The organism is Sandarakinorhabdus sp. DWP1-3-1 (genome assembly GCF_049896705.1).
Taxonomy (GTDB): Bacteria; Pseudomonadota; Alphaproteobacteria; order Sphingomonadales; family Sphingomonadaceae; genus Sandarakinorhabdus.
In genome coordinates, this window is the sequence record NZ_JAFCUV010000002.1 from 197,038 (window position 1) to 209,528 (window position 12,491).

The 12,491-nt window shown below is 65.1% G+C and carries 10 protein-coding genes; 8 read left to right on the forward strand and 2 right to left on the reverse strand.

Annotation, left to right across the window (positions count from 1 at the left end; translation table 11 throughout):
- The first annotated feature begins 59 nt into the window (after nt 1-59).
- Both ACP7AI_RS10300 and gyrB read left to right on the forward strand, forming a co-directional pair.
- Nucleotides 60-1,172, forward strand: coding sequence for a cellulase family glycosylhydrolase (locus ACP7AI_RS10300; RefSeq protein ID WP_426166999.1), 1,113 nt, complete (start codon nt 60-62; stop codon nt 1,170-1,172).
- 106 nt (nt 1,173-1,278) lie between these two features.
- Nucleotides 1,279-3,693: a DNA topoisomerase (ATP-hydrolyzing) subunit B gene (gyrB, locus tag ACP7AI_RS10305; protein WP_426167001.1), complete on the forward strand. Its 2,415-nt coding sequence runs from the start codon at nt 1,279-1,281 to the stop codon at nt 3,691-3,693.
- 54 nt (nt 3,694-3,747) lie between these two features.
- Here gyrB and ACP7AI_RS10310 read toward each other — a convergent pair whose 3' ends face one another.
- Nucleotides 3,748-4,080: a UrcA family protein gene (locus ACP7AI_RS10310; protein ID WP_426167003.1), complete on the reverse strand. Its 333-nt coding sequence runs from the start codon at nt 4,078-4,080 to the stop codon at nt 3,748-3,750.
- Nucleotides 4,081-4,349: 269 nt separating this feature from the next.
- Between ACP7AI_RS10310 and ACP7AI_RS10315 the strand changes: the two genes are divergently transcribed.
- From ACP7AI_RS10315 to ACP7AI_RS10340, 6 genes are all read left to right on the forward strand, one after another.
- Nucleotides 4,350-4,775: an RrF2 family transcriptional regulator gene (locus tag ACP7AI_RS10315; RefSeq protein WP_426168297.1), complete on the forward strand. Its 426-nt coding sequence runs from the start codon at nt 4,350-4,352 to the stop codon at nt 4,773-4,775.
- A gap of 136 nt (nt 4,776-4,911) precedes the next feature.
- Complete coding sequence (locus ACP7AI_RS10320) at nt 4,912-5,910, forward strand: sulfate ABC transporter substrate-binding protein (RefSeq protein WP_426167005.1); 999 nt, start codon at nt 4,912-4,914, stop codon at nt 5,908-5,910.
- A 77-nt stretch (nt 5,911-5,987) separates the two neighbouring features.
- Nucleotides 5,988-8,309 (forward strand): TonB-dependent receptor, encoded by a 2,322-nt coding sequence (locus ACP7AI_RS10325; RefSeq protein ID WP_426167007.1) that lies wholly within the window; start codon nt 5,988-5,990, stop codon nt 8,307-8,309.
- Nucleotides 8,309-9,208: a sulfate ABC transporter permease subunit CysT gene (cysT, locus tag ACP7AI_RS10330; RefSeq protein ID WP_426167009.1), complete on the forward strand. Its 900-nt coding sequence runs from the start codon at nt 8,309-8,311 to the stop codon at nt 9,206-9,208. The genes ACP7AI_RS10325 and cysT overlap by 1 nt, the downstream gene beginning before the upstream one ends.
- Nucleotides 9,205-10,047: a sulfate ABC transporter permease subunit CysW gene (cysW, locus tag ACP7AI_RS10335; RefSeq protein ID WP_426167011.1), complete on the forward strand. Its 843-nt coding sequence runs from the start codon at nt 9,205-9,207 to the stop codon at nt 10,045-10,047. The genes cysT and cysW overlap by 4 nt, the downstream gene beginning before the upstream one ends.
- A complete protein-coding gene (locus ACP7AI_RS10340) occupies nt 10,044-11,081 on the forward strand; it encodes a sulfate/molybdate ABC transporter ATP-binding protein (RefSeq protein ID WP_426167013.1) in 1,038 nt (345 codons plus the stop codon). The genes cysW and ACP7AI_RS10340 overlap by 4 nt, the downstream gene beginning before the upstream one ends.
- On the opposite strand, the gene ACP7AI_RS10345 is transcribed toward ACP7AI_RS10340, so the two are convergent.
- Entirely contained in the window at nt 11,069-12,403 is a 1,335-nt protein-coding gene (locus ACP7AI_RS10345) for an MFS transporter (RefSeq protein WP_426167015.1), read from the reverse strand. The two genes, ACP7AI_RS10340 and ACP7AI_RS10345, sit on opposite strands and share 13 nt — an antisense overlap.
- Nucleotides 12,404-12,491: the final 88 nt, after the last annotated feature.

Here is a 12,491-nt window from a genome sequence, read left to right on the forward strand (position 1 = left end):
CGCATGCTCGTGTTGCGAATTATAAGTTGCGCGAAAATACGGCCCGGGGGGGGGAGAATATGACAGGTACGGCACGCTGGACGATCGAACATGCGCGGGACTGGGGCGCGCGCATGCCCTGGCTGGTCGGGTGCAATTTCACGCCATCCTACGCCATCAACCAGATCGAGATGTGGCAGGCGGCGAGTTTCGACCTGGGTGCGATCGATCGAGAGCTCGGCATGGCCGCCGGCCTCGGCATGAATGTTGTCCGCGTCTATCTGCACGACCTGCTGTGGGTCGACGATGCCGACGGCCTGCTGATGCGTATCGATGCGTTCCTGCACGTCGCCTCTGGGCATGGCATCCGCACCATGCTCGTGCTGTTCGACAGCTGCTGGCACCACGAGCCTGTGCTCGGGCCGCAGCGGGAGCCGCTGCCGGGGGTGCACAACAGCGGCTGGGTCCAGGCGCCCGGCCCCGCCGTGCTCGCCGATCCCAACCAGCATGCGCGCCTGCAGGCCTATGCCGAGGCCGTGGTGGCGCGCTTCGCCGACGACGACCGCGTGCTGGCCTGGGACATCTGGAACGAGCCGGACAATGGCCCCGATGTCGCCGCCTGCAACCCAGAGCAGCTGGCTGCCAAGGCGGCGCTGGTCATCCCGTTGCTGGTCGCGGCATTCGGCTGGGTTCGGGGGCAGGCACCGACGCAACCGCTGACCAGTGGCATCTGGCTGGGGGACTGGTCGTCACCGCACCTGCTGTCGGGCATCCAGGCGATGCAGATCACCCACTCCGATGTCATCTCGTTCCACAACTATGGCGGCCCTGCGGATTTCGCCCAGCGCATCGACTGGCTGCGCGCTTTCGACCGGCCGCTGCTGTGCACCGAATTCATGGCACGGCCGACGGGCAGCACGTTCGAGGCGATCCTGCCGATCGCCCAGGCGGCCGGGGTCGGCGCTTTCTGCTGGGGGCTGGTTAGGGGCAAGACCCAGACCCATCTCCCGTGGGACAGTTGGGCCAATCCCTATCTCGACGGGCCGTTGGGCCCGTGGTTCCACGACATATTCGAAGCCGATGGCACCGCGCATGATGAAGCCGAAGTCGAGTTCATCCGATTGCTGACGGCGTTGGTCTCGGTCGGATCGGAAGGGTCGCGGCCTGCCACGCTGCGCATCGCCGCCGAATAGGGTCGGTTCCACGGCTGTAACACGGGTCTCGCGTGTGCGCGCGCGAGAGTCTATAGCCATGCAGGTGTCGCGCGCCTGTCGCGCCGCGACGGAAGGATTCCGGATCTTGAGCGACGAAACCAATCAGCTGCCGGCCAATTACGATGCCGATTCCATCAAGGTGCTGCGCGGCCTCGACGCCGTGCGCAAGCGCCCCGGCATGTACATCGGCGACACCGATGACGGCTCGGGCCTGCATCACATGGTCTTCGAAGTCAGCGACAACGCCATCGACGAGGCGCTGGCCGGTTATTGCGACCTGATCAACATCGTTCTCAATCCCGATGGCTCGGTCAGCGTCACCGACAACGGCCGCGGTATTCCGACCGGCATCCATACCGAAGAAGGCGTGTCGGCTGCCGAGGTCATCATGACCCAGCTGCACGCCGGCGGGAAGTTCGAGAACAGCGACGCCAACGCCTACAAAGTGTCGGGCGGGCTCCATGGCGTCGGCGTGTCGGTGGTCAACGCGCTCAGCGAATGGCTGGAGCTGACGATCTGGCGCGATGGCCAGGAGCATTGGATGCGCTTTCGCCACGGCGATGCCGAGGCGCCGCTGAAGATCACCGGCCCCGCGCCCGAAGGCAAGCGCGGCACCATGGTGACGTTCCTGCCGTCGCCGGCTACCTTCAAGATCATCGAGTTCGATTTCGCCAAGCTCGAGCATCGTTTCCGCGAGTTGGCCTTCCTCAATTCGGGCGTCCGCCTGCACCTGAGCGACGGCCGCCATGCCGAGGGCCAGACGATCGAGCTCTATTACGAGGGCGGCATTGCGGCCTTTGTCCAATATCTCGACAAGTCGAAGACGCCGCTGATTGCCTCGCCGGTCGCCATCCATGGCCAGTCGGGCGATATCGGCATCGATGTCGCGCTCGAATGGAACGACAGCTATTACGAGCAGGTTCTCTGCTTCACCAACAACATCCCGCAGCGGGACGGCGGCACGCATCTGGCGGCGTTCCGCGCCGCGCTGACCCGCACGCTCAACAACTATGCCGAAAGCAGCGGCGCGCTGAAAAAGGAAAAAGTCTCGCTGACCGGCGACGACATGCGCGAGGGACTGACCGCGATCGTGTCGGTGAAGCTGCCCGACCCCAAGTTTTCATCGCAGACCAAGGACAAGCTGGTGTCGTCCGAAGTCCGGCAACCCCTTGAAGCTCTCATTGCCGACAAGCTGGCGATCTGGCTGGAGGAAAACCCCCAGCACGCGCGCACCATCATGGCCAAGATCATCGACGCCGCCGCGGCCCGCGAGGCCGCCAAGAAGGCGCGCGACCTGACCCGGCGCAAGGGTGCGCTCGACATCGCCAGCCTGCCCGGCAAGCTTGCCGACTGCCAGGAGCGCGACCCGGCCAAGTCGGAGCTGTTTCTCGTCGAGGGTGATTCCGCCGGCGGCTCCGCCAAGCAGGGTCGCAACCGCCAGTTCCAGGCGATCCTGCCGCTTAGGGGCAAGATCCTCAACGTCGAGCGCGCGCGCTTCGACCGGATGCTCAGCAGCCGCGAGATCGGTACGATGATCCAGGCACTCGGCACCGGCATCGGCCGCGACGAGTTCAAGCTGGAAAAGCTGCGCTATCACAAGATCGTCATCATGACCGACGCCGATGTCGACGGCGCCCATATCCGCACGCTGCTGCTGACGTTCTTCTACCGGCAGATGCCCGAGCTCATCAAGAACGGCCATCTCTTCATCGCGCAGCCGCCGTTGTACAAGGTTATGCGCGGCCGGTCGGAAGTCTACCTCAAGGACAATCCGGCACTGGAGGATTACCTGATCGACGCCGGTCTTGGCGGCCTTGTCCTGCAGACACCATCGGGGCCGCGATCGGAGCGCGATCTGCGGTCGGTGGTCGATCACGCCCGCAAGCTGCGCGCGTTGATGGACTATGTGCCCAAGCGTTATCCGGCGCATGTCATCGAAGCGCTGGCGCTGTCGGGCGGGCTGGAACCGGGCTTGTCGGGCGAAGCCGCCCGCGCTGCCGCAGCGCGCACGGCGATCTGGCTGACCCAGGCCGATACCGACAAGGCGAGCTGGACCGCCGAGCCGGCGGCAGAGGGTGGTTATCACCTGCGCCGCGACTGGCGTGGTGTGGCCGACCATCACATCATCGACGCCGGCTTCCTCGCGTCTCCCGAGGCACCGCGGCTGCATGCCCTGGCGATGCAGGAGGCTGACAGCTATGTCGGCTCGGCGATGCTCGGCGATCGCCGCATCACCCGGCCGTCGGACCTGCTGCAGGCCATTCTCGATTCGGGTCGGAAGGGCCTCAGCGTCCAGCGCTACAAGGGCCTGGGCGAGATGAATGCCGAACAATTGTGGGAAACCACACTCGATCCGGCGGCGCGCACGCTGCTGCGGGTCGATGCCGATGAGGCCGATCTGGCAGATGACATCTTCACCAAGCTGATGGGCGATGTCGTCGAGCCGCGCCGCGCCTTCATCCAGGACAATGCATTGAACGTCGCCAATCTCGACGTCTGATCAAACGACAAAGGGAGCGAGGGTGACCTCGCTCCCCGGGTCGGGCATCGCCGATCAGCCCTGGTAGGCGGGAACGACGGCGGCGACGTTGCGCTTGGCGCTGTTGATGGCGTCGCGCATGCAGCGCGTTTCGGCAGCCCGGGCACGGACATCGTCGAGACCGCTCTCGCAGACGGTGCGGGCAGCCGACTTGATCCGCATTTCCAGTGCGGTGCGACCCGGCGTATGGGCGAGATCGAGGTCGCTGTAGCTGACCGCGCGGCTCGCGACCGAGACCTCGGCAGCCTCGACCGGACCGGCAGCGGCGAGCAGGCAGGTGCTGGCGAATACGATGGCGGCGAAGCCTGCAGCGAAGTTGCGGCCGGTGGTGTTGTCGGTGGTGAACATGGTGGCTCTCCCTGTATTTAGCGAAGCCCGGACCACCCGACCTTCGACATACACTGCTTTGCATTTCCCGTGCCAAGTGCAGGGTCCTGCAGCCAGCCATGGAATATCAGCGGCTTAGCAATTCAGGATTGCCTGCAAGCTGTGCAGCTTCGCCAACACACAACAAAATGTTGGTACAAACTGCCAAGCAATAGGATGACGCCGCCGTCGACACTGCTGCCCAAACCCTTGCCCGCTTGCGACGGGCCGTGCATAGACTGCCACCAACCATGCTTACCCAGCGGTCTCGCTACGCCCTCCGGGCACTGATTTTTATCGCCAGGTCCGGCAGTATCGCGCCGGTGCCGATATCAGTGATCGCCGCCGATCAGAAACTGCCGCGCAAGTTTCTCGAAATCATCCTGCTCGATTTGAAGAACGGCGGCATCGTCGAAAGCTTCCGCGGCAAGATGGGCGGCTATCGCCTGGCCAAGCCTGCCAGCCAGATAAGTTTTGGCGAGATCATCCGTCTGATCGAAGGGCCGCTGGCGCTGGTGCCCTGCGTCTCGGTCAGCGCCTATCAACGCTGCGCCGATTGTTTTGAGGAAACCACCTGCGTGATCCGCAAGATCATGCTGACGGTGCGCGACAATACTGCCGCCATCCTGGACCATACCAGCCTCGCTGACCTGTCGATCGATCGACAGGCCGCCTGAGCCTCCGCCAGCGCCAGCGCCAGCGCCAGCGCCAGCGCCGCAACAAAGCTCGCCTTTCGTTGGCACAAGCAGAATCTTATTGCCTATCGCGGCGATAGGAATAAGCTTTTCGCATCCACGCCACGTTAGAGGGTCAATGCATCGAATCATCGCCTTGGCTGTAGCGGTCACCCTTGCCGTCCCCGCGCTGGCCGCCGGCGCGCCGGTTGCGCTTCTCAACGCGAGCTATGATCCGACGCGGGAACTCTACAAGGACATCAACGCCGGTTTTGCCACTGCCTGGAAGGCACGGACGGGGGCGGAGGTCGTCATCAACCAGTCTCACGGCGGGTCGGGCAAGCAGGCGCGGTCGGTCATCGACGGGCTGGAGGCCGATGTCGTTACCCTCGCCCTTGCCTATGACATCGACGAGATCGCCAAACGCGGGAAGCTGTTGCCGGAAAGCTGGCAATCGCGCCTGCCCTACAATTCGACCCCCTATTATTCGACCATCGTGTTCCTGGTGCGCAAGGGCAATCCCAAGGGCATTCGCGATTGGGACGACCTGGTCAGGCCGGGCATCAAGGTGATTACCCCCAACCCAAAAACCAGCGGCGGCGCCCGCTGGAACTTCCTCGCGGCCTGGGGCTATGCACAGAAGAAGTACGGCACGCCCGCAGCGGCGCAAGACTATGTCACAAAGCTGTTCCGTAACGTTCCCGTGCTCGATTCGGGCGCTCGGGGAGCGACCGTCAGTTTTGCCGAGCGCGGCTTGGGCGACGTGCTGATCAGCTGGGAAAACGAGGCCCTGCTGGCCAGCCGGGAACTCGGTGCCGGGCGGTTCGAGATCGTGGTGCCGTCGGTCTCGATTCGGGCCGAACCGCCTGTTGCCGTCATCGACAAGGTTGCCGATCGCCACGGCACACGCGCCGTCGCCGAAGCCTATTTGCGTTACCTCTACACGCCGGCAGCGCAGGAGATCATCGCACGCGATGGCTATCGACCGCGCGACCCTACGGTGGCCGCCCGTTACGCCAGCCGCTTTCCCGACCTCCAGCTGTTCGAAATCGATCGCAATTTCGGCGGCTGGCAGAAGACCCAAGCCCGATTCTTCGCCGACGGTGGCATTTTCGACCTGATTTACACCGGCGGCTAACCGGTACCGCCGCACCTCGACCCGACCCGAAACGATGCCTCGGCATCGAATGAACAATTGCGCCCGTGGAGGATGCCATGACGTTTCGCGCCTTGATCCTGCTGACCGCACTGACGATGCCTCCGGCAACCGCGCTGGCAGACGAAGCCCCCGCCGACAGCGAGATCATCGTGACGGCGCAACGCCGCGTGCAGAATCTGCAAGATGTGCCGATCGCCGTGTCGGCGGTCGGCGCCGCCCAGATCGAAGCCACCGGCAGCTTCAATGTCGCCCGGCTGACCCAGCTCCAGCCCTCAGTACAGTTCTTCTCGTCGAACCCCCGCAACTCGGCAATCAACATCCGCGGTCTGGGGGCACCGTTCGGCCTGACCAACGACGGCATCGAGCAGGGCGTTGGCCTGTACATCGACCAGGTCTATTACGCCCGCATCGCCGCTTCCACGCTGGACTTCGTCGATGTCGAGCGGATCGAGATCCTGCGCGGCCCCCAGGGCACGCTGTACGGCAAGAACACCACCGCCGGTGCCATCAACATCACCACCCGCAAGCCGAGCTTCGCCCTCGAGGCGCGGGGCGAGCTGACCTATGGCAATCTCGACTTCATCCAGGCCAAGGGCTCGATCTCGGGGCCGATCGTTGCCGACAAGCTGGCGGCCCGGTTCAGCGCGTCGTTCACCAAGCGCAAGGGCACGCTTTTCAACGTCACCACCGGTCGTTACGTCAACGAGATCGACAATCTCGGCATTCGCGGACAGCTGCTGTGGCAGGCGAGCGACGCTCTCGATGTCACGCTGTATGGCGACTATAATCGCCAGGATCCCGAAGGGTTCGCACAGAACTATGTCAAGGTGGTGCCGACCGCGCGCGCTGCCAACCGCCAGTTCGCCAACCTCGCCCGCCTGTCGAATTATGCGCCGGCGAGCACCAATCCGTTCGACCGTCTGGTCGACGCCGATTCATTGCTGACGGCGAAGAATGTGAATTACGGCGCCTCGCTGGTGGCGAACTGGGACATCGGACCCGCAACCGTCACGTCGATCACCGGCTGGCGCAAATGGGACTGGCAGCCGAGCAACGACCGTGACTTTACCAGCCTGCCGATTACGCCCCAGGTCAACAATCCCTCGCAGCAGGAACAATGGAGCCAGGAGCTTCGCCTGACATCGAGCGGCGACAACCGTATCGATTACGTTGCCGGGCTGTTCTATTTCCACCAGAAGATCGATACCCAGGGCATCCAGGTGCAGGGGCCTGCCGCCAGCCTGTGGACGCTGGGGCCGGTCAGCGGCGCCAATCCGGCGCTGCTTGATGGCCTGCGGTCGGATAACGACATTCGGTACACGAATGACAGCGCCGCCTTTTATGCCAAGCTGACGTGGCACCTATCGGATCGGATCAGCATCGCGCCCGGCGTTCGCGTCAACTACGACAAGAAGGACGGGTCTTATGTCGCTACTGTCAGTGGCGGTCTTGCGAACCCGACACCGGCCCAGCAGGCACTGAAGAACAGCGTGCTGCAAAACCAGAACTACCAGGCCGAGTTCAGCGACTGGAACCTGTCGGGCGACATCACACTGTCGTGGAAGGCCGCCGATGATGTGCTCGCCTATGCCACCTATGCACGGTCGTTCAAGTCGGGCGGCATCAATCTGTCAGGCCTGCCGACCCGCGCCGACGGCGTCACGCCGGCGACCGAGCTGGCTTCGGTCGCCCCCGAAAAGGTCAACCACTACGAAGTTGGCCTGAAGACCCAGTTTCTCGACAAGCGCGCCACGATCAATTTCGCCGCCTTCCGTACCGATATCGAGGATTACCAGGCGACGGTCGTCAACGGCGCTATCGGCGTGGTGCGCGGCTATCTCGCGAATGTGCCCAAGGTTCGGAGCCAGGGCATCGAACTCGACGTCGCGCTGCGGCCCGTCGACCGCTTCGATGTCTATGTCAATGTCGCCTATACCGACGCCGAATATGTGTCGTTTCCGGGCGCGCCGCCGCCGATCGAGCTGTCGGGCGGTACCCTGCAATTCGTCGATGCGTCAGGCGGCCGTCTGCCGGGCGTGTCCAAATATGCCCTCAGCTTTGGCGCCGAATATCGCATCCCGAGCAGCCTCATTGCCGCGGACGGGGAATTCTACATCGGCGTCGACGGCACGCTGCGGTCGGACTTCTCCTCCAGCCCGACGCCGTCGACCGTCCAGAATGTCGAAGGCTATGTCCTGACTAATGTCCGCGCCGGCTATCGCACCGATCGCGGCTGGGAGGTCTTCGGCTGGCTGCGCAACGCCTTCGACACCGAGTATTTCGATTTCCTGACGGCGGCACCGGGCAGCACCGGGCTGATCGTCGGCCAGCCTGGTGACCCGCGCACCTATGGCTTGACGGTCAAGGCACGATTCTGATGGCATCCGTCGCCCTGCCGATGGTTGCGTCGGCGCGCGACAGCGGGCAAGCCTTGGGCATGAGGCTGGGGATCCTGCAGCGGCAACGGTCGATAATCCCCGGTTTCGGGGTGACGATGGGCGTTACCGTGTTCGCCCTGTCGGTAATCGTGCTGATCCCGTTGTCCGCAGTGTTCATCACATCGGCGGGCCTCGGCTGGGACGGCTTTGTCGCCACCGCCTTTTCGCGGCGGGCGCTGGCCGCCTATCGGCTGAGCTTCGGCGCCGCCGCCGCGGCGGCGGCGATCAACGCCGTGTTCGGGTTGATTACCGCCTGGGTTCTTGTCCGTTACGACTTTACCGGCAAGCGGCTGGTGTCGGCGCTCGTCGACCTGCCGTTTGCCCTGCCCACCGCCGTCGCCGGCATTGCTCTTACGGCGCTCTATGCCCCCAATGGCTGGATCGGGCGCTGGCTGGCACCGCTCGGCATTGATATCGGCTTTACCCCGCGCGGCGTCGTGGTCGCGCTGATCTTCGTCGGCCTGCCCTTCGTCGTCCGCACGGTCGAGCCGGTGCTCGCCGATCTCGGCGCCGATGTCGAGGAAGCCGCCGCCACCCTTGGAGCCTCGCGACTGCAGACGTTCATCCATGTCATCCTGCCGGCCATCAGCCCGGCACTGCTGACCGGCTGCGCGCTGGCCTTTGCCCGGGCGGTCGGCGAATATGGTTCGGTCATCTTCATCGCCGGCAACATGCCGTTCCGCTCGGAGATCGCGCCGCTGCTGATCGTCGTCCAGTTGGAACAGTATAATGCCGGCGGCGCCACCGCGATCGCCGCGACCATGCTGGTCATCAGCTTTGCGCTGCTGTTTGCCATCAACCTGCTACATGGCTGGCAGCGCCGGTTGCGCACGACATGAGCGTGCCCGCCGCAACCGCCGAGCCGCGCTGGGTGCGCTGGCTGCTGATCGCCGTGGCGCTCGGCTTTCTGGCGCTCAACCTGGCGCTGCCGCTCGCCGCCGTGTTTACCGAGGCGTTTCGCAAGGGCGTCACGGCCTATGTGGACGCCATCCGCACGCCCGACGCGCTGTCCGCGCTGCAATTGACGCTGACCGTCGCTGCCATCGCGGTTCCGCTCAACATCGTCGTCGGCCTTGCCGCAAGCTGGGCCATCGCCAAGTTCGATTTCCGCTTCAAACCGTTCCTGGTGACGCTGATCGACCTGCCGTTCTCGGTGTCGCCGGTCGTGTCCGGCCTCGTCTATGTGCTGGTCTTCGGCATGCAGGGCTGGTTCGGCGAGTGGCTGCGCGACCGTGACGTTCAAGTGATCTTTGCAGTGCCCGGGCTGGTGCTGGCGACGATCTTCATCACCTTTCCGTTCGTCGCCCGCGAGCTCATCCCGCTGATGGAGGAACAAGGCCGCGACGAGGAGGAAGCAGCGCTGTCGCTCGGCGCCGCCGGGCTCAGCACCTTCTGGCATGTCACCTTGCCGAATGTACGCTGGGGGCTGCTGTACGGCGTGCTTCTGTGCAATGCCCGCGCCATGGGCGAATTCGGCGCGGTGTCGGTGGTGTCGGGCCACATCCGCGGCAAGACCAACACGCTGCCTCTGCATATCGAGATCCTCTACAACGAGTATAACTTCGCTGCCGCCTTTGCCGTTGCCTCGCTGCTGGCCGGGCTGGCGCTGGTCACGCTGGTGTTGAAGTCGGCGCTGGAATGGCGCTTTGCCGGGCAGCTAGCGGGGAGAGGGCATTGAGCGTCACGGCAACCGGGGTCCACAAGGCATTCGGCGACTACACCGCGCTTTCGAACGTCAGCGTGGAGGCGCGCGAGGGCGAATTCCTGGCGCTGCTGGGCCCGTCGGGGTCGGGCAAGACCACATTGCTGCGCATCCTTGCCGGCCTCGAATTTCCCGACGCCGGCCAGATTCACATCGGCGGCGAGGATATGGCCGGGCGTCCAGCGCGCGATCGCCGGGTCGGCTTCGTTTTCCAGCAATATGCGCTGTTCCGGCACATGACCGTCGCCGACAATGTCGGGTTCGGCCTGACCGTGCGACCGCGCGGCAGCCGGCCGGCGGCGCGTGAGATCGCGCGGCGCGTGGCCGAATTACTCGAGCTGGTGCAGTTGCCCGATCTCGGCCGACGCTATCCGGCGCAGCTGTCGGGGGGCCAGCGGCAACGGGTGGCGCTAGCCCGGGCGCTGGCGGTGGAGCCGCGCATCCTGCTGCTCGACGAACCTTTCGGCGCGCTCGATGCCAAGGTCAGGAAGGACCTGCGGCGCTGGCTGCGCGAAGTCCATGACCGTACCGGGCTGACATCGATCTTCGTCACCCACGACCAGGACGAGGCGCTCGATCTCGCCGATCGCGTCGTCGTCATGGACCATGGCCGCATCGAACAAGTCGATACGCCCGAGGCGCTGTGGGACCGGCCGGCATCTGCGTTCGTCTGCGATTTCCTCGGCGGCGCCAACCGTGTTGCCGCTATCGCCAGCGACGGCATCATCGACGTCGGTGGCATCCGGCTGCCCAATCATGCACCGGCCCTGCACGACGGCCCTGTCACCGGCTTCATCCGTCCGCACGAGTTCAGCCTGGCGGCGCCCGGATCGCCCGGCATCCCGGTGACGGTCCGGCGCTGCCTGCGCACCGGCGCCCAGGCCGCGCTGGAAACCGAAACGCGGGACGGCGCAATCATCGAGGTGACGCTGTCCGAACCGCCTGCCGGCCTGGCGCCGGGCATGGCGCAGGTGCTGGTCCCGACGGCGATCCGCGCCTACCCGGTCTGAAGCCGGTTGCCGCCGCGCACGAAGAACAGGATGGCGAGGCCTGTCGCCAGCATACCGATGACCGGCACCATTCCCCAGGCCTGGGTGCCACCTTGGCGAGTCGCGAATTCGACAAGCGTCGGCCCCAGCCACATCGTTGCGCTGCCCGACAACGCATAAAGCCCGAAAAAGACGCCGAGCTTGTCGGCCGGTGCGACACGGGTCAGCAGCGTGCGCGACGAGGCATAGGCCGAGCTGACGCAGACCGCGACGCCGCAGCCCAGTGCGAGGAAGATGATCTCTGGCCGGGTGGTGAACATCGGGCCGTCCCAGAACGGCGTCCCCGTCCAAGGCGCCCACAGGATCGTTTCGCGGCCCATCCCCAGAACCAGCGACTGGAACACGATCAGCCCGCCGATCTCCAGCCTGACAGCCAGCCGCGGCCCGATGGCATTGTCTAACCGGCCGGCCAGCAAGCCGCCGACGACCGCGGCAACCGACAACACGATGCCATACCCAAGCATTTCCAACGTCGCCCAGCGCATGACGCCGGCGGCATAGAGACCGCCGAAAACCAGGATGGCCGTCAGCCCATCGGTATAGATCATGCGCGCCACAAGGAATGTCAGGGCATCGCGGTGGCCACGGGCTTCGCGAAACAGCTGCGCCAGGTCGCCGGCGCCGGCGCGCAAGGCGTCGGCCACCGTCGCTCGCGACCGCGCCATGTCGGGCACGAGTTTCAGCAGCGGGATGATGCCGAATAGCATCACGACGGCAACGAGCGGCCCGACGAAACGATCGGGCTCCGCGTATACAGGATCGAGGCCGAGCAATGGCGCTGCCGGCAGCCACGACCAGTCAACCTTGCCGGGCAACGCAAAAGCGAACAGCACGCCGACCAGCATCAGCACCGAAAACGCATTCCCGCCGGCAAACGCCAGGCCAGAAGCCCCCGCGGCACCACGAACACCGGCGGCGGGCAGCAGCAGCGCATTGTGCAGCATCTCATGATAGGCGATCAGCACAGTCAGGGCGCCGAAGATGACGACGGTCGCGGTGATCGGCAGGCCGGCGCCGCCCGGCCGGGCAAACCACAGCAGCGCATTGCACAGCGCCATCAGCCCGACGACCACGGCCAGCCAGGGCTTGCGCGGGCCGAGCCGATCGATCGCGGCCCCCAGCAGCGGCGCCGTCAGCACCACCAGCCAGCCGCCCCATTTGTTGGCGGCAGCGACCAGCGTCTGGCCCGCAACCGGATCGCCGACCACGCGCGTGACGAAATAGGGCGCGAAGATGTAGATCGCGACCAGAATGACGTAGGGATCACGCGTGGCTTGGGCCAAGGCCCAGGCGCGTGCTGCACGCGTGGAGGGCGGGGCAACCGCCGGCGTCGCCGCCGGGAGCAGGGCACGCCCATCAGCATCGAGCGCT

What these genes read in the sequence shown, in the direction of transcription:
- ACP7AI_RS10300 (WP_426166999.1), top strand. Translation starts at nt 60, where the DNA reads ATGACAGGTACGGCACGCTGGACGATCGAACATGCGCGGGACTGGGGC.
- ACP7AI_RS10310 (WP_426167003.1), bottom strand. Translation starts at nt 4,080, where the DNA reads ATGTTCACCACCGACAACACCACCGGCCGCAACTTCGCTGCAGGCTTC.
- ACP7AI_RS10315 (WP_426168297.1), top strand. Translation starts at nt 4,350, where the DNA reads ATGCTTACCCAGCGGTCTCGCTACGCCCTCCGGGCACTGATTTTTATC.
- ACP7AI_RS10320 (WP_426167005.1), top strand. Translation starts at nt 4,912, where the DNA reads ATGCATCGAATCATCGCCTTGGCTGTAGCGGTCACCCTTGCCGTCCCC.
- ACP7AI_RS10325 (WP_426167007.1), top strand. Translation starts at nt 5,988, where the DNA reads ATGACGTTTCGCGCCTTGATCCTGCTGACCGCACTGACGATGCCTCCG.
- cysT (WP_426167009.1), top strand. Translation starts at nt 8,309, where the DNA reads ATGGCATCCGTCGCCCTGCCGATGGTTGCGTCGGCGCGCGACAGCGGG.
- cysW (WP_426167011.1), top strand. Translation starts at nt 9,205, where the DNA reads ATGAGCGTGCCCGCCGCAACCGCCGAGCCGCGCTGGGTGCGCTGGCTG.